The 18879-nt window shown below is 59.1% G+C and carries 22 protein-coding genes; 2 read left to right on the forward strand and 20 right to left on the reverse strand.

Translation table 11 applies throughout. The features are described 5' to 3' along the window. From H8S62_RS06490 to H8S62_RS06570, 17 genes are all read right to left on the reverse strand, one after another. On the reverse strand, positions 1-297 hold the full coding sequence (locus H8S62_RS06490; protein ID WP_155151643.1) for a hypothetical protein: 297 nt from the start codon (positions 295-297) through the stop codon (positions 1-3). Then, positions 290-1219: a ParM/StbA family protein gene (locus H8S62_RS06495; protein WP_173023941.1), complete on the reverse strand. Its 930-nt coding sequence runs from the start codon at positions 1217-1219 to the stop codon at positions 290-292. Before H8S62_RS06495 ends, H8S62_RS06490 begins: the two co-directional genes overlap by 8 nt. Continuing rightward, a complete protein-coding gene (locus H8S62_RS06500) occupies positions 1216-1872 on the reverse strand; it encodes a DUF4240 domain-containing protein (protein WP_155151638.1) in 657 nt (218 codons plus the stop codon). The genes H8S62_RS06495 and H8S62_RS06500 overlap by 4 nt, the downstream gene beginning before the upstream one ends. 20 nt (positions 1873-1892) lie before the next feature. Continuing rightward, positions 1893-2555, reverse strand: a complete 663-nt coding sequence (locus H8S62_RS17990; protein ID WP_243141969.1) for a hypothetical protein — start codon at positions 2553-2555, stop codon at positions 1893-1895. Position 2556: 1 nt separating this feature from the next. Further along, entirely contained in the window at positions 2557-2961 is a 405-nt protein-coding gene (locus H8S62_RS06510) for a synapsin-1 (Synapsin I) (protein WP_155151635.1), read from the reverse strand. Continuing rightward, the gene (locus H8S62_RS06515) at positions 2958-3692 is read right to left on the reverse strand and encodes a hypothetical protein (protein ID WP_155151632.1); all 735 of its coding nucleotides are present in this window, start codon (positions 3690-3692) and stop codon (positions 2958-2960) included. The genes H8S62_RS06510 and H8S62_RS06515 overlap by 4 nt, the downstream gene beginning before the upstream one ends. Then, positions 3689-4606, reverse strand: a complete 918-nt coding sequence (locus tag H8S62_RS06520; RefSeq protein ID WP_155151628.1) for a ParB N-terminal domain-containing protein — start codon at positions 4604-4606, stop codon at positions 3689-3691. The genes H8S62_RS06515 and H8S62_RS06520 overlap by 4 nt, the downstream gene beginning before the upstream one ends. A gap of 5 nt (positions 4607-4611) precedes the next feature. Then, positions 4612-4986: a single-stranded DNA-binding protein gene (locus H8S62_RS06525; RefSeq protein WP_155151625.1), complete on the reverse strand. Its 375-nt coding sequence runs from the start codon at positions 4984-4986 to the stop codon at positions 4612-4614. Positions 4987-5079: 93 nt separating this feature from the next. Continuing rightward, on the reverse strand, positions 5080-8349 hold the full coding sequence (locus H8S62_RS06530) for an S-layer homology domain-containing protein (RefSeq protein ID WP_243141968.1): 3270 nt from the start codon (positions 8347-8349) through the stop codon (positions 5080-5082). A gap of 65 nt (positions 8350-8414) precedes the next feature. Beyond that, positions 8415-9308, reverse strand: coding sequence for a toprim domain-containing protein (locus tag H8S62_RS06535; protein ID WP_155151622.1), 894 nt, complete (start codon positions 9306-9308; stop codon positions 8415-8417). 120 nt (positions 9309-9428) lie between these two features. Beyond that, positions 9429-9752, reverse strand: a complete 324-nt coding sequence (locus H8S62_RS06540; RefSeq protein ID WP_155151619.1) for a hypothetical protein — start codon at positions 9750-9752, stop codon at positions 9429-9431. Beyond that, positions 9739-10167: a translation initiation factor 2 gene (locus tag H8S62_RS06545; protein WP_186918809.1), complete on the reverse strand. Its 429-nt coding sequence runs from the start codon at positions 10165-10167 to the stop codon at positions 9739-9741. Before H8S62_RS06545 ends, H8S62_RS06540 begins: the two co-directional genes overlap by 14 nt. Positions 10168-10280: 113 nt before the next feature. Further along, complete coding sequence (locus H8S62_RS06550) at positions 10281-12137, reverse strand: ATP-dependent DNA helicase (protein ID WP_243141967.1); 1857 nt, start codon at positions 12135-12137, stop codon at positions 10281-10283. Positions 12138-12612: 475 nt separating this feature from the next. Continuing rightward, a complete protein-coding gene (locus H8S62_RS06555) occupies positions 12613-13107 on the reverse strand; it encodes a sigma-70 family RNA polymerase sigma factor (protein WP_155151614.1) in 495 nt (164 codons plus the stop codon). 252 nt (positions 13108-13359) lie between these two features. Next, complete coding sequence (locus H8S62_RS06560; RefSeq protein WP_155151611.1) at positions 13360-13560, reverse strand: hypothetical protein; 201 nt, start codon at positions 13558-13560, stop codon at positions 13360-13362. Positions 13561-13614: 54 nt separating this feature from the next. Then, a complete protein-coding gene (locus H8S62_RS06565) occupies positions 13615-14214 on the reverse strand; it encodes an ImmA/IrrE family metallo-endopeptidase (protein WP_155151608.1) in 600 nt (199 codons plus the stop codon). Between the two features lie 16 nt (positions 14215-14230). Next, positions 14231-14608, reverse strand: coding sequence for a helix-turn-helix domain-containing protein (locus tag H8S62_RS06570; RefSeq protein WP_155151605.1), 378 nt, complete (start codon positions 14606-14608; stop codon positions 14231-14233). Positions 14609-14886: 278 nt separating this feature from the next. Between H8S62_RS06570 and H8S62_RS06575 the strand changes: the two genes are divergently transcribed. Both H8S62_RS06575 and H8S62_RS06580 read left to right on the forward strand, forming a co-directional pair. Then, positions 14887-15126: a hypothetical protein gene (locus tag H8S62_RS06575; RefSeq protein WP_155151602.1), complete on the forward strand. Its 240-nt coding sequence runs from the start codon at positions 14887-14889 to the stop codon at positions 15124-15126. A 20-nt stretch (positions 15127-15146) separates the two neighbouring features. Further along, positions 15147-16784 (forward strand): recombinase family protein, encoded by a 1638-nt coding sequence (locus H8S62_RS06580; protein WP_172698305.1) that lies wholly within the window; start codon positions 15147-15149, stop codon positions 16782-16784. Between the two features lie 249 nt (positions 16785-17033). Here H8S62_RS06580 and H8S62_RS06585 read toward each other — a convergent pair whose 3' ends face one another. The 3 genes from H8S62_RS06585 to H8S62_RS06595 all read right to left on the reverse strand — a co-directional run bounded on the left by H8S62_RS06585 (position 17034) and on the right by H8S62_RS06595 (position 18709). After that, positions 17034-17258, reverse strand: coding sequence for a PF20097 family protein (locus tag H8S62_RS06585; protein ID WP_186918810.1), 225 nt, complete (start codon positions 17256-17258; stop codon positions 17034-17036). Between the two features lie 111 nt (positions 17259-17369). Continuing rightward, positions 17370-17930 carry a hypothetical protein gene (locus tag H8S62_RS06590; protein WP_186918811.1) on the reverse strand — a complete coding sequence of 187 codons (561 nt, stop codon included), beginning with the start codon at positions 17928-17930 and terminating at the stop codon, positions 17370-17372. Positions 17931-18349: 419 nt separating this feature from the next. Further along, the gene (locus H8S62_RS06595) at positions 18350-18709 is read right to left on the reverse strand and encodes a hypothetical protein (RefSeq protein ID WP_186918812.1); all 360 of its coding nucleotides are present in this window, start codon (positions 18707-18709) and stop codon (positions 18350-18352) included. Positions 18710-18879 lie beyond the last annotated feature (170 nt).

Raw genomic sequence — 18879 nt, forward strand, 5'->3', positions numbered from 1 at the left:
TCAGATGGTATCATCTCCCTCCTGCAGCGCACGGAGAAAGCCGAGGACGTCCTCATCGACGGCCCCAGCCTGCTCCGGCTGCGTTGTGGTCTTTGTAAAGGAAACGCCTGTCAGTTCCTCCCGGATGGTTCTGCGGACGGCTTCCAGCAGTTCCTGCTGTTCCATGTAGCCGTTAATCATCCTGCACACGGCTTCCATACGCTGTCCAGGCGCAACGGCGGACAGGCGCTCCCATGCGTCCCGCTGCTCCCGCTGGGCCAGGGAGAAGGAAAGGCTGAGCCGTCGCTTCTCAGGCATGGGCGCCGCTCCCCGACATCTGCCGTACAAGCCGTTCATAGCCCTTGGCGTTCAGGGATACGTCATCGAGGATCACGGGCCGGCACAGGCCGTTTGTGGCCGAAACACGGCGTTTCAGGAGCGCCGCTCCGCCTCCCATAAAAATAGCGGGCATGGCGCGGGTGTCCAGGCCGCACTCCGTGATAGCGGAGAGCAGGTTCTGCACATACAGGTCCGCCTGGGCATGGATGATGCTTTTTGCCTCGTCCGGGAGACTGCTGACGTCGCCCCGCAGGACACACTCGATCTGCGCCGCTGTCAGGGAAAGGCCCAGGGCGCGCCGCACCTGTTCCCCGATCTCGTCGATGCAGCGGATCATGCCTAATTCCAGGCTGCGGCAGGTGGCGGCGTTGGGGAGGCGGTTGTCCAGACGCATCAGGTCCACCGTCCAGCCGCCGATGTCCGCCACTATGACGGACGGCTCGTCCAGCAGCTCCGTCTGTGTCAGCACGGCGGCATAGCCCTGGGGGAACAGTTTCACATCCCGGACGGTGACGGCATAGTCCCGGCCCTCGTAGCGAAAGGACACCGGCTTGCCGTCCCGCAGCAGATAGGCGCGGAACTTCTTCTTGTCCCGGCCAAAACTGGTCAGGGGCAGGCCGGCGGCCAAAATAACGGAGCAAGTGCGCTCGGCGCTGCGGCAGTCCATCTCCCTGGCGATGGCCGCCAGGGTCAGCAGATAGTAGTCCTCCGTCCGGGTCTTGTCTTTCTGCAGGGGCTGCCTGCCGCTGCCCACCACATAGTACGTTCCGCCGTATTCCAGCACATTCTTCTGGGTGTACGGCTCATGCTCATAGGCCACCAGCCCCGAGGGGAAGGAACCGTGGACAGTTTTCATGGCCGCGTAGCCGTGGTCCACGCCGATGGTGATGGAATCTTTTATCGGGTGTCACCACCTTTCTCCGGTTTCTCCCGCTGATGCTTTGCCCACTCCAGCGGAAGGCAGAAACCGTACAGGGAAAAATTCCAGACACAGGGATCCACATCGAATCGCTCTGTGCCGCCGTATTTGGCGCAAAGCCTTGGCATCATCTTGGGGAAGGCCCGCGGACCGCTGGGGACGTGGATACCGTCCCGATATACAACCTCGCTTTGGAGTTCATCTCGCAGTTTCAGATACCCGGCAGTATCGAGATCGCCATAGGCATCTTGCCCGGTCAAGTTGTGGTACACGTCGTTGCCAACATAGGCGATGCTCTCGAAGCTGCAATCTCCATATGGTTCCACATCCGCCAGCGTGTCCGGATCCCGCAGCGCGTTCAGGTATACCGCTTTGCCCTGGGCGATCAGCCAAGCCCGGAAATCAATGAATCCCTCCAGCGTGCAGCCGTTTTCCTTGATGATACTGGCCGCATCCCATAGGCCGAACGGCTCTGCCAAGTCCATGTAAGCCTGAAATATATTGTGAAATTGCCGCGCGGCCCCGGTCCCCATTATCAAAAGGCCGTCCCGCAGATGCTCCGTTATGGCGTCCATATCCTGACCGCAGGCGGTTTTCGCCTCCTGAATCAGCGCCCAGAAGGTATCCTTGCTCATCCCATTGTCAGGTTTCTGTTCTATCGCTCAGCACCTTCCTTCCATTTTTCTTTTTGTTTGCCCGTCTGACGCTCCTGCTTCTGGGGCAGAAGGTCCTGAAAGCCCAGGTCATGCAGTACCCGCGTATAGAGCTGCTTTTCAAAGGCCCGGTATTCCGGGGCAGCGGTATCCACATCCAGCAGGACAGCCTTTTCACAAGTCGTGCCGGGCACGACCTCCCACCGGACGGCGTGGAACCGCAGGGCGGTCAAGTACTGCAGGAGCTGGTGTCCGTCAGCATAGTCAAAAACACCGCGGTTGTCCTCATAGGGGAACTCGCCGGGAATGTTGGGATAGCCGGAGATCGCCAGGGCGGCGTCGTAGAGGCGGAAACCGCCCTCATCAAAATCCGGGGCAATGGTGTCGTAGAACCGCCGGAGCTGCTCCGTACTGTCCAGGGCCGGATAAAAGGACGCAAAGGCTTTCTTCAGCGTTTCCACTATCTGGCGCTCCTGATTAGCGGCATATTCCTTACTGCAGCTCTCCTGGTAGTATTCATCAATGAGCGGTTCCAGTTCATTGATCTTGCTCTGGAGCTGCGCGCATTCCATTCGGCTGAGGTCCAATTCGGCGTTGGATTCCTCCAACGCCTGCCGCAGAGCGGGGTAGTCCCGAACCGCGGCGATCAGGTCCCTGACTTTCATGTCACGCCGCCTTTCTGAGCCGGGCGATCAGGCGGTCCAGCACGGCGATGCGGGATCTCACCTTGCCGGCGGAGGCGTTCAGGCCATGCGCCTGATTTTGGATGCGGCGACGGATGGCCGCGAGCTGCTGGCGGTCCCGGCAGCACTCCAGCACAACATACCGGCCCCGCCCGTTGGACAGGACCTCGCGCTCACCGGAGGCGTCCCGGAGGCTGGCCATGAGGCGCTGGCCCAGCTGCCTGCGGTAGCGGTCCTGCAGGACGTCGGCGTCGCAGGAGACATGGTGCTTTTTCAAAATGGCCGCGATCTCATCGCCGCTGATCTCCATGTTGGCAAACAGCACCTCCAGGATCTCAGTTTTGGCTTTGGGTGGCAGCGCGGGGCGGCCGTGGGATCTCCTGGTCATCGCGTCTGCTCCTTCCTGCGCTGTGCGCGCTGCACCACGTCGGCCCTGTCCAGGGCGGGCGCCTCGCTTGGGAAAACATAGAGCATGCAGTGATGTTCTGCAAGTTCTGCAGGAAAGCCCTGGGGGACATGCTCCGGAGAGTCCGAAACCGCAACCGTCCGGTACTTCCAGTCACGGGGGGACTGGTAGGCGAACAGGTGCTCCCCCGCCCGCCGGATGCTGTAGCTGCTTTTCCCCTCGTGCTGCCGGACATATTCGCCCACAGCCGCTTTCTCCAGCACGAAGCGAGGCTGGATCCCCTGCGCCAGCTCCGGCGCGATGGCATTGATGTATTTCACCATGTCACGGACATTGCCGCATTCAAATTCCGGCGCGTCATAGCCATACCGCTCTGTAACGAGCGCCCACTTCATACGCTCATGAGGGCTGTCCAAAGAAACGACAAAGTATTTCCCGTCGCGCTCCCCGGTGAGAGGCTCAAACCGGACGTCGTCATAGAGCGGCCCATCCAGCGGGCAGTTGTTCTTGAACCACACATAGTAGTTGTCCAGAATGAAGGGATCCGTGATCCCCAGCACAACGCCGGAGATTTTTTTCAGGCGTCCGGCCAGGGCGTCGTCCCGGCAAAACCAGTCATACCAGCCGGCCTCGCACTGCACAGCACGATCCCGGCTGCTGAAGTCCCCTGCACGGAAGCGTTTCTGCCACTCCCGCACACTCATCTCATTCATAGCGTCCCCCTCTCCGGCAGGAGGCGTTCCACGAGGCCGGCAATGGCAGTGAACACGCCGGCCAGTTCACGGGACTCCCTGATGGTGTCCTCCATTTCCTCCCTGGTCATGCGGGTGCATTTGACCCAGATCCGCACATTTTCCTCTGTGGGCGTCAGCAGAACGGCCTTTTCATAAGCCTTGCAGAACACGCCGGCGATCTTGCTCTGGCGGTCGATTTCGGCGTCCTTCTCCCGAATCTCCTTTTTCGCTTTTTCCAGCTCCACCAGCTCCAATGCCGCCTGCCCCTGCTCGTCCTCCGGCAGATCCTGTATCTGCCGGGTGATCTGATACCCCTGGTTGATGGACAGTTCTTTTTTGTCCAGGGCTTCCTTCACGGCGGCGGGGGCGTGTTCGTCGATCTGCATCACCTTGCCCATCGTGCGCTCCCCAAGGCCGACAGAGGCGGCCAACTCTTTGCGGGTGTCCACAGGGGCGGAGTGGACTTCCGGCAATGTTGCCGAAGGTCCACTCTCATACTGGTTCCCGTGGTACGCCTGCTGGTTGGCCTTTGCCCTGGCCTCGATCTCCGGCCGCAGTTTCAGGGCGATCTTGCCCAACTCCCATTTGTCCAGGTTGCGGCGGCCCTTCTGGGTGTCCAGCGCCCACTGCTTGGCCTCCAGCAGATCGTCAAAGGCAAACACCGCCATCTTATAGGGCAGGCTGTGCCGGGTGCAGATCTGCTGGCGGTTGTGGCCGTCTACGATGACCAGGTCCTCATTGACGATAATGGGCGCATAGCAGCCGTTTTGCAGGATGTCCTTCTCCAGCGCGGCAAGCTGCTCCCCGCTGAGAGGGGGGAGCAGCTCCGCCAGTTCCGGCAGGATGGTGGGGGTGCGTTCCGCACTGGTGTATTCAATGCCTGTATTCCGCATGGCGCTCAGGCTGCGGCCTCATCCATGCCGTCCGCAGGCATGGACGCGGCGTTTTCCTCCACCCGGCGGGGAGACAGGAACTCCACCTCCGTGGCTTTGATGAGGAAACCGGGCTGACGCTCCGGCTCGTCCGCGAAAGTGATGGTTTCAAAGTCGCCGGAGGCGGCCAGCTTGCAGCCCTTCCAGGCAAACTCCGCGCAGCGTTCCGCCAGCGGGCCGCGGACCTTGATGGAGATGAAATCCGTCAGGCGGTTGCCCTCCTTGTCCCGGTAGCGGCGGTCCGAGGCGATCCGCAGGATGGCATAGGGCTTTCCGGTGGCCTCATGGATCTTCAGCTCCACGTCGTTGGTCAGGTTTCCGATTGCTACGATTTTCAGCATAGGTGCATTTCTCCTTCTTTATTATTTAATGTAGAGTGAATTGTGGGATAAAAGCGCCGCGGCCCACAGCGGGGCCGCGGCACAGCGGGTGGATCACTTGTCCCAGGTTTCGGGGTCGGTAAGGATGGCGGTGTGGGCGTTGGCGGCCTCCAGCACCTGGTAGTAGGCCCAGTGACGGGAGGACACGTCGGGGAACATCACCAGCTGGCGGCGGTTGTCCGCGATGTAGTCCTCGTCGGCCTCGCGGCCCAGCAGACGGTTGACGATGGTGACGACTTCCGCCCGGTCGATGGGGTCATCTGCCCGGAAGGTGCCGTCGCCGTAGCCCTCCACCCAGCCGTGGATGGCGGCGTCCTTGATATACTCCGCAGCCCAATAGCCGTCGCTCACATCGTCAAAGCCCTCGTACTGCTCCATGATTTCCTCGTCGCCATCGCCGTACACATCAAAGAACCGCGCCGCCATAGCGGTGAACTCGGCGCGGGTGATGGCCTGGTCGCCACGGTAGGTGCGGTCATTGTAGCCCACGGCCACGCCGTAGCCGGTCAGGTACTCCACATAGCCGGCGTACCACGCCTCCGGGTCCACGTCTGTAAACTTCACATTGGCCCCGCTGGGGATGTGCTCGTCCAGCTTGTCAGAGAGCAGGCGGGCGAAGATGGCCGCCGCCTCGCTCCGGCTCATGCTGCGCTCCGGGCCGAAGGTGCCGTCTGTGTAGCCCACAATATAGGCCCCGTGGTACTCGGTATCTGTGACAGCGGGAACGGTCAGTTTGCCGCCCTCATCGGTTTCGCCGCGCTCGCTCTGGCCCAGATCGCCCTTGACAATCACCGTCACGCCCTCCTGCGGGTCGCGCTCATTGTCTGTGACCGTGACGGTGATGCGGTTGTCCTCGTCCATATCGGTCCCGTCCGGCAGGGTGACGGTGATGTTGCCGCCCTTGCCGATGGACACCTCCGCGCCCTCGATGGGGCGTCCGGTTTCGTAGTCCTCCACGGTGACAGTCAGGGTCCAGCGGTCGCCGTCCTCGTCCTCCCAGCCTACGGTGGCGTCGCCGTCCTCATTGGTCGTGCCGGTGGTGCCGGGAACAGTGAGCTGCCCGTTGCTGCCAGTGTTACCGGCACAGTAGTTGTCGTGCTTATCCGTCACGGCGATGAACATATCTTCCACGGGGGACTTATCTTTCACCAGTTGGACGGTGATCGTGGTCTGGTCGGCATAGTCCAGCAGGCGGGAATTGGGCAGACGGATGGACAGGGTATCGTCCGCGTGGAGGGTCACGGTGGCATTGGCAACGGGGTCCTTGGTGTCGGTATCCGTGACGATCACCAGATAACCGCCCACAACGGCCTCTCCCTTGCTGTCCGTGGTGGCCTGATTGTAGATTTTCTCGATTTCCTCGGTTTCCAGCGTTTCACCGCAGACCTCGCACTCCTTGTGCTTGCTGCCCTCGCTGTCGGTGGTAGGCTCCTTGTCGATGATCCAGTCACCGGGCTTGTGGCCTGCCGCCTCGGTGTAGTCGCCCTTGTAGGCGTCGCCGCAGCGGGTGCAGGTGTAGGTGGTGTAGCCCATCTCCGTACAGGTCGGCTCGGTCACAACGGTTTCATAGTCATGACCCAAAGCGTTCTCAATGACGGCCCCACAGCGGGTGCAGAGCTGGGGATCGGTGCAGGTGGCCGGGTCGCCGGGGATATGGCCTGCGGCCTCATCGCCCTCCAGACGGGTGGCTCCACAGCGGATGCAGGTGTACTCGGTCATGCCCTCGCCGGTGCAGGTGGAGTCGGTGATCTCCTTGCCCTCGTCCCAACTGTGGCCCAGCGGGTCGGTATAGTCGGTGATGAACGAACTGCCGCAGCCCTCGCAGATATGGAGGGTACGCCCGCCGCCCTCACAGGTGGCCGGGGTCACTTTGGAAACGTAGTTGTGGGGCAGTGCAGAGGTAATGTCCTCGATGTGGCGCTCCCCGCAGACGGTACACTCCCGCAGGGTGTAGCCGGGGCTGGTGCAGGTAGCGGGAATGACGGTGGTGGAAAACTCATGCTCGGTCTGAGGCAGGTTGGTTTCTTTCACATTGCCGCACCGCTCACAAATATCGATGGTCTTGCCGGGGACTTCACAGGTGGCGTCCCGAACCACCACACTCTGGTAGGCGTGGCCCAGCGCGGCCTCATAGTCCCGCTTTTCGATCATGCCGCAGTCTACGCACAGGTAGCGGTCATAGCCGAGGGTCAGGCAGGTCGCCGGGGTGCTATCCAGCAGCGTCCAGTTGTGATTCTCACCGCAGCCCTTGTCGTCACAACAGCAACCGTCACAGTCCGGGTCTTGACAGCCGCAGTCGGGATTGTCGCAGCCGCAGGTGCAGGAACCATCCTCGGCGGTGGTTTCGTCCCGCAGGTGGACAAAGGCAACACCGTCCTCCACCATGTCGGTATCGTGGTAGGTGTAGGTGATTTCATAGTAAACCGGATAGTCCCCGGCCTCGGTGTAGTTGGGGGCAGAAGTCAGAGTGCAGGCGTCCGCGCTGTGGCCGTAGCGGATGGCGGTGGTCACGCCAGCCTCGGACAAGTCCGACACCGTGACCGTGTGGGGCTGGCCGTCCACCACGCCGAAGTAATCCGCAATGACGGCCTTGGCGACGGTGTAGGCAGTTTCGGCATAGCCGCAGTCAGCGCAGGCGTCCATCTCGACGAACCTATCGTGAGCCAACTCCGGGCGGATGCTGCTTTCCATTGCGTGACGCTCCAGTGTGGAGTTTTCCTCCTTGAAGGTGCCATAGCAGAAAGCGCAATACTCCCCGCTGGTGGTGATGACACGGTGATACTCGCTGTCTACTTGCTCAACGGTGACTTCCTCGGGCAGCTCCTCGAAGAAGTCTGCCGCACAGTCATAGAGCCAATACACATTTTTGCCGCAGGCATAGCTGGTGGCCCCCATGTTGGTATTGAACGTTCCACAGGTCTGGCACACCGCTTTCGTCCAGTGGTAGCCAGTGTAGTAGGCGTCCTGACCAGGGGTGCCGTCCAGCAGGTCGCCCTTGCTCTCCCCGTCCAGGCAGGTGCCGTCTGAATACTTGACGTTGCGGGTCAGGGCCGTTTCTCCATTGCGGGTGTACTCCGGCACACGGAATACCTGGAACGAGGTGGCCTGCCCGCACTCACAGCAGGTAAATGTTTCGATGGTCACCACGGAGTTGGCATCCAATTCGTTGGTACGGTTGAGCGCCTCAATCCAGTGTTCCGCCGGGTCGTGATAGTTGTCCTCCTGGGCGGCAAAGGCGCTGGGCACCATGCCGACGCAGAGCACGACTGCCAGCAGCAGGGCCGTCATGCGCTTCAGGCCATGCCTGGTTGTCTTGCTTTTCAAGTGGTTTTTCCTCCTTTTTTGTGTAGAAATTGCTGGTTTAGCTCTCTTTACTTGCGTTTACTTGGTCACCGCCCCCTTTCCCGGAACTGCTGCACAAAGGTCAGATAGGCGTTCCAGTCCTTCCGGGAGGGAGGGGACAGTGTCTGCACGGCGTAGCCCTCCGCCGCGTATTTTCGGCCCATGCGCTCCGCGGCCTCCTGGCCGGGGCGGTCGTGATCCAGGCACAGGACGACCTTCCGCACCGCAGGGTGCTCCCGGAGAAACACCGACAGGGCACGGTCATCCAGGCAGCACAGGGCCAGCGCATTGCTGTGGAATCCCCGGTGCAGGGTGCAGTAACTCATAAGGTCAATGGGAGCCTCGAACACATACACGGTCCTGCTGTCCGGGACATACGGCAGGCGGAAGCCAACGGATTTGTCGCTGCCGGCGGCGTCGCCCTTGAAACCGCTGCCGTCCCGGTCGTAGGTGCCCCGCAGGCTGGCGAAGGCAGCCTTGCCGTCCCCACCGTAGCCGACGAACACGCAGTTGTGGTGCCCGGCGTCCTCATACAGCAGTCCGGCGTCGAGAAAGCTGCGGATGACGCGAGGTGCGATCCCGCGTTTTTTCAGGTAGGCGCACACCCGGCGGGCATCGGTGTGCCTCGGCGGCAATGCAAACGGTTTCGGCGGTTCCGGCGCCTGCTCAGTCTGCCTGCTCCGCTCCGCGGGGGCATCCCTGGCGTGGCCGTGGAAGGCCAGCAGATCCTCCACCGCCTGTGGGAAACTCCTGCCGCAAAAATGCTGCAGGAAAGTGATGGCATCCCCACCCGTCTGCTCAGAGTAGCGGTACCAGGTGCGGCGGTTCTTGATCCGCAGGCTGTCCATCTCCTTGGTGGAGTGGTAGTGGCCTACCCGCGTTACGGTGTAGCCGAGAGACGTCAGCAGGTCCGGCAGGTCCGTCCCGCGGGCGATCTCCATCTCCTGTTCTGTGAAACGATTGGATCTCGGTTCTGACGTTTTCTCACCTCCAGTCCTCTTGTGAAACAGACCGCCCGGGGCGTCCCTGTCGGGCGCTCCGGGCGGTTCTGGGATCCTGATTTACTTGGTTGTTCTCTTTCTGGGCGGCCGCTCCACATACTCGGAAACGTCGCAGTCGCAGCTGATGAGCTGCCCACCGCATACGGGGCACCGCTCCGCATCACATCCCACATGGTGGTAATGGCCCGGCTTGGCGCCGCAGTCGTGGCAGCGGGCGTCGTCATACGCCATGCCGTCCTCACCGTACTTGATGCGGCGGTAGTAACGGCTGCCGCATTTCACATGGGTCCAGGTGCAGCCGTCTACTTTCAGCATTCGCTGGCCGCAGGCCCTGCAGGGTGCGCCGCCGGCGGCAATCATGGCCTCTAACTCATTCTGCCACATCCTCGTCGCCTCCTTCCTCGGATCCCTCGTCCTCAGACTCCATTTCGGCATTTGCATCCTGGCTCTCAGCGGGGGTGGGGATATCGTCAGGGGCGGATTCCGCCGCCTCCTGCTCCGCCTGCCGTAAGGCGTCCTCGATCAGCCCCAGGACGAACTCCCGCTGGGTCACCTTCCGTCCCTGGCGCTCACTCTCGCGGGCCAGGTAGTCCTTGATCCGCTGGAACAGGTCCTCGCTGATTTGAAATGCCATTGTTCTCGTCTGTGCCATGTCGTTTTTTCCTCTGTTTTCATAGTAGTTGGTGAGCAGTTCCGTGATGTACTCGCTGAGGGACTGGTTTGCCGCGACGCGCTCCGCCGTCACCCTGGCATGCAGGGATTCCGGGATCTGGCAGGAGAGGCCCTTGGTGTGCTCCATGTCTGATTGCCTCCTTTGCTTGATTTGCAACGCAAGTATAGCCGGAAAGCATCACGAAAGCCATTACCAACACCACCAAGGAATGGCGAACAGACGCAGCAAATGCAACAATTTCATCCTGCGTTGGGGAGATGGAAATAACCGGCGTCCTTGTGGTCACGGTAGAACTGTTCCACTGCCCGCAGGCTGCCCGTCACCGGCATCTCCGGCAGGGCCTCCGCCATGCTCTGGAAATATCTCCGGCCGCGGGCGGCGCGGGGATCCAGCACGGCGACGGCACAGGTGTCTGTTTCCGTGCGGATGGCCCGGCCAAAGCCCTGCCGCAGTTTGATCTGCATTTCCGGGATGACAACGGAGCGCAGGAACTCCCGCAGGTTCGGGTAGTCCTCCCGCTCTTTTTCTTTGACAGCGTCCGGGTAGGCGAAGGGCAGGCGCGGGATGATGAGCAGGGACACGCCGTCGCCGGCGAAGTCCAGCCCCTCCCATGCCGCGCCGGTGGCCAGCAGGATACTGCCGGGGGCGGCCCGAAACGCCGCCAGGGTGCGGGCTGGGCGTCGGCCCATCGTAAATACGGGAAAGGGCAGCGCCGCGGCCTGCAGCCGTTCCTTGACCGCCGACATGGCGAGGTAAGAAGTGAACAGCACCAGGGCGTGGCCGTGGGACGCCGCCGCCAGCTGCCGGATCTGCGCGGCCAGCCGGTCATAGTAGTCCGCCGCGTCCAGCGGGATCGGGTCCGGGGGGAGATAGAGGAGGCAGTTGTGCTGATAGTCAAAGGGGGACGGACACACAGTTTCCGTCACGGGCCGCTCCCCTGTCAGGCCGGTGGCGGTGCGGAACCGGCTGAAGTCCTTCCCAACGGCAAGGGTGCCGGAGGTCAGGATGATGGGCTGGTCCTGCCGCCAGAGCGTGGCTTTGAGCTGCGCGGCCAATTCCGACACCGTGCCGCACAGCATGGCCCCGCCGTGGTCGTCGTCTGCCGCGTAGAAGATCATCTCAGGATTCCCCAGATAAAAGAGGGACACAGTAGAGGCGACAGCGGACAGCAGGCGCCAGGTTTCCCTGGTCAGCAGGCCCTCCAGTTGACGGCAGATTACCGTCAGGATCTGATGCGGCCGCTCCAGGAACATCTGGTAGGTTTCAAATCCAGCTCCTTCCTCCACCGGGACCGACAGTCTTTCCGTCAGCGGCGCCACGGCCTCGGAGAGCAGTTCCGCCGCGAGGACATACCGTTCCACATGCAGGCTGCGGATCAGCTCCGAAAAGTCCTGGGCGTTCAGCGTCACGCCGAACATCTGCCGGGCGGTTTCCGGCAGCTTGTGTGCCTCGTCTATGATGATGGCCGCGTTGTCCGGCAGGATGGGCTTTTTCTTTTGGCCGCGGTGGATGAGGTCCGCCAGCAGGAGGTTGTGGTTGCAGATCTGGACCGTGTACTGCCCGCTCTGGCAGGCGTCCAGAAAACAGCGGTACCGGCAGTCCTTCCGTCGGCAATTACACCGCTTGGGGACGCAGATCCGCTCCCGGTCGTAACTGCTCATCCCGGACAGCTGGTCCAGATCCAGCACATGCCGGGCGGCGTGCAGGGCTTGGCGGGCGGCGGGGTTCTTATGGCTGCCCCCCACCTGCCGGATCCGCCGTTCCAGACGGGCATCGCAGACGTAGTGGGCCTTGCCCTTGCGGATGACCGCCTCAATGGGTGCGGAGACCAGCCCCTCGGACAGCAGCACGCCGGACAGCAGGGGCAGGTACTCCTTCTGGATGGCGTTCTGCAGCGCGATGCTGGAGGTGGAGATCAGGATAGGGCGCTGCGGCCTGCCCTCTGCCGCCCGGCACTTGCCATGCAGGATGCCGGCGGTCAGGTAGGCGAAGGTCTTGCCGATGCCGGTTCCTGCGTCGCACAGGGCGATGCCGCCGTCCAGCATGGCATCCAGGATGCTGTGGCACAGCCGGATCTGTTCCGGCCGTTCCGCCATACTCCTTTGGGGCAGCAGGACTTTGAAAATACGGTCAACTTCTTCATGGGCCTTTTCATGGGTGTATTTTTTCATGGATCATTCCGTCCTTTTATCTTTTTTCGTGTTCCCATCGTATTCGCACTCGCCCCCCCGATGGGTTTCGGGAACAATGCGGGCAGGCCCCTGGCCAGGGCCTCACGGGCATATTTCCGGGATCTCTACTGCTTTCAATCCCGGAGCAGCGCCGCCTGTCTTACGCGCAGGCCGTGCTTGGTGTGTCATTGTATGAGCCGTCCCATCTCTTGCCCGGCCTGCCAGGGCCGGCCGCAGGCGGAATCGCTCGCCGGCCGCTGGGGCCGGGTCCTGGCGCGCTGTGGGGTGGGTACGGCTGCGTGTTACCCGCATTGCTGGTATGCACTTTTCAAGGAGCAGCGAAGGGGGAGGTATTTCCCCCTTCCGCTGTCCTCCCCAAAAAGGGGCTGAGTGAATACCCTCACGCCGCAGATTTTTCAAAATATTTTTTCAGGTCCTTCAGGATCCGGTCCCTGCGCTTGATGACGGCCCGCTGGGTCACGCCGATTCGCCGGGCGTATTCTCTGGTGGAGAGGTGGTCGTAGAACAGCGCGGTGATGAGCTGCCTGTCCCGGTCCTCCAAGGAGATAAGCGCCGCCAGCAGCAGGCTGGTCAGTTCTTCCCGCTCCCGTTCCGACTCCCGTGCAAGGACGCAGTCCTCGGCGCTGGGCGCCGTTTCCGCACCCACATAGTCCGGTAAAACGCCGTCCTCTGCCATCTGTTCCAGGGAGAGGACCTTGCCAGTGGGCAGATCCTCGCTGAGATACCGCTCCCGCCGGTCCATCTGGGCATACGCCGCGAATACGTCCTCTGTGACCGCCACATCCCTACCATCCACGGTGATGATATGGGCGACGACTTCGCCGCTGTCGTCACGGATCTTCCTGTAATTCCGGTTTTCCTGCCATTTTTTCATGGTTGTGATCTCCAATCTCAGATTTTTTAGGAAAAACTTCTGAGTTGGCGATCACGGGTATTTCGCTATGTAGGGCTGCCAGGCGTTCCGCATATCGTGCCTTTCCGCTGTTCTGCCGCGGAAAAGCGCAAAAAAAGAGCCTTACAGCACAGCAGAACTGCTGCCTGTAAGGCTCCGAACACGGTGGATCCCGCTGCTGATGCGGGCGGTTGGTGCGCTTGACGAGGTCGATACTCTATATTTTATTTGCTTTTAGGAATATCCGGTCTTTTCAAAGGAGATGCCGATCTGCAGCCCACACTTGGGGCATTTGGAGAACAACTCCGCCTTGTCCGCATGCTCCGGGCCGTAGAGGCGCAGGCGCCCCGGATCCACGTCGGCCGCGGCGTCAATCACACGCCCGCGGCCGCACACAGGGCAGCGCACCGCACGGGTCCTTTTTATCTGTTGCATGGCGTTCCTCCTTGCAAAGTGTTCTCTATTTTGAGAACACTACGGTAAAAAATTTTACAGCAGGTGGTGGTTGGTGAGACGGATCCGCATAGCCTGGCGGGACACCTGGAACACCTCCGACATGGCTTGGACAATGGCCTGACTGTCCCGGCCGGACCGCATTTGATAAAAACACCGTTTCACCATTGGCATGGGCATGAGCAGGGCGGACCCAAGCATATTCGCCTGGATCTCCATACTGGTTTCCTTGACGGCAGGCTGCAGCGCCGCGCTCTCCCCGGTACCCACATACAGCCCCTTATGCAGGATCCAGTGGGACAGTTCGTGGGCCTCGGTAAACCGCAGGCGGCCGGTGCTGGTTTCTTCTTCACACAGCGAGGCGTCTATGAGGATGGTTCCGGCTTTCACCGGGAACAGGGTATACTCGCCCAGTTCCATGTCGTACACGGCCTCCAGGCCGGTGTCAAACACAGTTTTCCCCAGGATCCGGCCATTCTTGCGGAGGTACTGGAATTCCAGTGTCAGGCCGTGGCGCTCGATGAGGTCCTCGATGGGGATGGCGCGGGGCTGCCCACGGTAGAGGCGCTCATCGTAGGCATCCAGCACACGCCGGGCGATGCTCTCCATCGTCTGCTCAGTATAATACTTCCGCATGCGCTTGCCTCCCTTCTCACTCGCCCCGCTTTCCCCGCTGGGTGATGCGGTCTATAAATTCCTGCCATTCCTCGTCTGTGGCGTCCACTTCCTTGGCTGTCCGCAGGGCGGCCCGGACGATATCCCGTTCCATGATGTACTCCGGCAGGTCTGCGGACACCCGCTGTGTTCTGGATTTGGCGGCCAGATCCAACAGCAACTCGGCGTCTGTCTGACAGAGTCCCAGGATCTCAATGAGGTGGTTCAGTTTCTCCATGGTTGGCGCCGGCCTCCGGTCATTTTCGATGTTGCTCATATAGACCGGAGACACCTCCAGCTTTGCTGCCAGAGCGCGCAGGGACAGCCCGCGGGCCATTCGTTTCTCCCGCACATAACTGCCGAATGTCTGCTCCATTGCGGTGTGCCTCCTATCTGTTCTCTTTTTCGAGAACGGCTATGCTTAGTATACACGCCTCCATCTCATGCCGCAAGAGGCCAAACGCGAGGTGCTCCTTTTATGGGACACCTCGCGCTTTTTCTTAATATGGGTATTCACTTGGCCTTTTTTCGGGTAAGAAGATGAAGGGGAGTTTTCTTTTCGGGCATGAACGTAAGCCGGGACCGGATTTGGCAACGCTGCCGGACCCGATCCGCCGTTTCCTGGCCCCTCACATTCTGTAGAGGAGGGACGCAATGCCCAAAATCATTCCCATGCCCGGCCGGGCAGGAAAAGTTGTGGCCGAGCGCGACCAGATGAGTCACGGACGGCTGATCCATGTGGTTTCCGTGTTCCCTGCGGACGGCGCCTGTTCGCCGGAGGACAAACTCAAAACGCTCATTGACATGGACTTGAAAAATTCCCGCACAGTTTCGGAAAGGGGTGGACAAACCGCCCCGGCAGAGGTAACATCACACAAACTCTGGACGGTTTGACTGGAGAAAAGGAGGACCGAATGAGTCAGTCAAACCAAATGAAAATCACCGCCCTATACTGCCGTCTGAGCCAGGACGACGGTCTGGACGGAGAGTCCAACAGCATCCAAAACCAAAGGCGTATCCTCGAAACATATGCCCGTGAGCACCGCTTTCCCAACATCCAATTCTATGTGGATGACGGATACTCCGGGGCCAGTTTCAACCGGCCGGATTTCCAGCGCATGATGGCGGACATGGAGGACGGGAAAATCGGGATCATCATCACCAAGGATCTCAGCCGTCTGGGGCGAAACCAGTTGCACACAGGGCTGTACATCGAGGAGCGGTTCCCGCAGTTCGGCGTCCGCTACATCGCCATCAACGACAATGTGGACACGGAAAACGCCGAGAGCAACGACCTGATGCCCTTCAAAAACCTGTTCAACGAGTGGTTCGTGCGGGACACCAGCCGGAAGATCCGGGCGGTACAGCGGGCCAAGGCTCAGCGCGGGGAGCGCCTGGGGACACGGGCACCCTACGGCTACAAAAAGGATGAGAATGCCAAGGGCAAGCTCATTGTGGACGAGGAGGCTGCCGCAGTGGTGCGCCGCATCTTCGCCCTCTGCGCTGCCGGCAACGGCCCCAGCCAGATTGCCCGCCTCCTGAAAAGTGAGCAGGTACTGTGTCCGACTATGTATGCCTATGAGCGTTTTGGTACTAAGCACATGGGACTCTCGCTGGGTAAGCCCTACAACTGGGAAAAAAGCACCGTCGCGCATATGCTGGAGAATGAGTTGTATATTGGCAACACGATCAATATGCGATTCAGCAGTAAATCTTACAAGGACAAACGTAAAATAGAGCATCCGCGGGAGGAATGTATCGTCATTGAGGGCAGCCATGAGGCCATCATTGACCGGGAAACGTGGGATATCGTTCAGCGGGTACGGCAAAACCGAAAGCGCCCCACAAAGATGGAGGAACTCAACAAGTATTCCGGCCTTGTCATCTGCGCCGATTGCGGTTCCACAATGGTTCTTCATCGGGCGCATACCATGAAACCAACGCAGACTAATTTCACCTGTCGCACCTACAAAAAGGAGGGCGCCGAGGTCTGTACAGCCCACTACATCCGGGAGTGTGTCCTCGACGAGATCGTGCTGGAGGACATCCGCAGGGTCACGGCGATGGCGCGGGAGCACACGCAGGAGTTCGCCGCCTACATCTGTGACCGGCAGTCCGCTGAACTTCGGCGGGAGATCCGCAGGCAGGAGTTGGAACTTTCAGGCATGAAAAAGCGCGAGGCGGAACTGGAGGCCATTTTCAAACGGCTGTATGAGGACTCGGTACTGGGCCGCATCACCACAGAGCAGTTCCAGACACTCTCCACCAGTTATGTGGCGGAGCAGGAGCAGTTGAAAACCGCCATCCCGCAAAGGGAGCGGGAGGTCGCCAAACGGAAGGCCACGGTGTCCGGCGCTGACAACTTCATTTCAAAAGCCAGGCGCTACACCGACATCCAGGAACTGACGCCGGAACTGCTGCGGCTGTTCATTGAGAAAATCGTGGTGCATGAGAAGGATGTGAAGTGGTCCAAACATGCGAGGCAGACTGTGGAGATCCACTACACGGACATTGGCGTGGTTGGGAACATGAGTACCACGAAAAGTGCATAAAGGAACTGGCAGGTGCTGCCTTCGCAACACCTGCCTATCCTTAAAATTCGTAGTTGTCCTTGTGAGGGCACGCCTAATGGCTGCCACCGGTTTTCAGTTTGGTTTCCTGCCTTGTATTGGCGCCTCCTCCTCTGTGCAGTGACTTGATAAAGCCGGCGTAAACGATGGGCCGGGAGATAACTGGAAACAATATCACTGCGAAAATATACGCCATGTAGAGAGAAACTGAGGTAAGTATCCGCCGGCAGTTTAATAGTCCTTATCTTTTACAAGGTCCGCGACGTCGACAATCACCTTTTTGCAGTCCGGGCAGAAGAATGCGTCATGCTGGATTTCAGGCCACGAGGCGGTCATGGGGACACGCTTCCTGAACAGCCGTCCGGGTTTCCGATCGTCGGACACCCATTTGATTGCGTGACCGTCCCCGGTGATGGTGCCCTCCTCCATCGGGGTATCGCAAAACGGACAGTTCATTGCCCTGCCTCCCTCTTTTGGCGTGATACGGAAAATTGATCTGGGGGCATATGGCCGCCCACTCAAGATTAAGGTAAAATCCGACCCTGCAGTTTCGCCTGTCGTTCATTTTTAGAGGCGCGGAAAGTCAAAATGGGGAATGTCATAGTCCAGAATAGTGACGTCCCCAGTCAACAGATAATGTTCGTCCTGACTTTCCACCTCAAGCTGCAGGCAATATTCTGACACAATGCCTGACGTATTGTTTACAGTGACTGTCCATGTGCCGGCCTGTATCGTGGTTGCCCGCGCCTGTCTTATTTTGGATTCCAATGCTGCTTTACCGGAGTCGTTTGCCTCTTCCGATGCGAGATAGTTTTCAAGCGCGGATCGGTTGTTCTCCACCTCTTTTGACATCAGCTCATCCAGACCCTCTGATGTGTATGTTATCTCATAAACGGTTTCATCTTGCGCCATTTTGTGTGTTACGGACACAATTTGTCCTTCCGTTGCCTCCAGCGTCAACACAAAGTCAATATAACCGTATTTGCTGCCCTCCAGCACAGGGCCAACGTCTGTCCAGACCGGCGGTGCCGTTGATGTCCCGTCAAAAGAAACATGGTTTCCAGCGTCGTCTACCATTCCCTGCAGTGTATAAAGCCTTCCGGAGTAGTATAGCTGTTCCGACTGCAATGAACCGGTCCCATCTGGGTATGGGCTCCTTGTACTGCTATAAGCATTGAACCAATGATTCTCTCTTGTGAAACAACCGGTCGTCTGTACTCCAGACTGTACGGTCGCTTCCAACTATTTGCTCATTTCGACTGTGAACGTCTCGGGTTACGTACCATTTTGTAATTGTGCCATGTGCCCCTGCGCTGTATTTATGTCCTCAATATGGTCTTCCATTCCACTGCAACCGGCTGTTAAACAAAGAAGGGACGCGAATAAGAGTATAAAAAGACAGACTCCGCTATATTTTTTCATAATTTATAATGAAAAGTAATCGGTGCGTTTACACTGATTTATCATAATAATCATATCAGCACTCCTGATATAAGGTGAATATAACCGGCTGCCTTTTTGATCCAGATAGGCATAGCTGTGTCTCGTCAGTTATCCGCTTGTGCACCGCTCCATGATAAATAGATATTGCAGCAGAGCGCGAGTATCATACCGGGCATGGAGAGCGGCAGCCAAAAACGTGATGAGAAAAAAACAACACCGGACAAGAGAAGAATACCACATATAAAAAAAAGCGGGGCAACAATTGAATGGCTTATTCTAAAAACGCGCAAACCCTGGTATATAAGTGTAAAAGCATATAAAACTGCAAAAAACTCAAATAGATTTGCTTGCGACGAAAAAACACCAAAAACATGGGCAATAAAATAAATTATGGTTGTAAAGACAATTAAAAATAAGACTTCCCAGACACTCCACCGACGCTTATACATTTTTTGGAAATACATATCCGCCACCGCCTTTCAGACTGAATCGTTTTGTTGTTAACAGCACGATATGCGGGACCAATTTAACTGGAGCTTATTTAAAACATTACACAGGAGTGTAATCGCTCGGCGCCCTTTTAGAAAGTAGATAAACAACCACGACCAAGGGGTACAACAGGATTAAAAACCAC

Origin of the sequence: Lawsonibacter faecis, from assembly GCF_014287675.1 — a bacterium.
GTDB classification, from domain to species: Bacteria; Bacillota; Clostridia; order Oscillospirales; family Oscillospiraceae; genus Pseudoflavonifractor; species Pseudoflavonifractor faecis.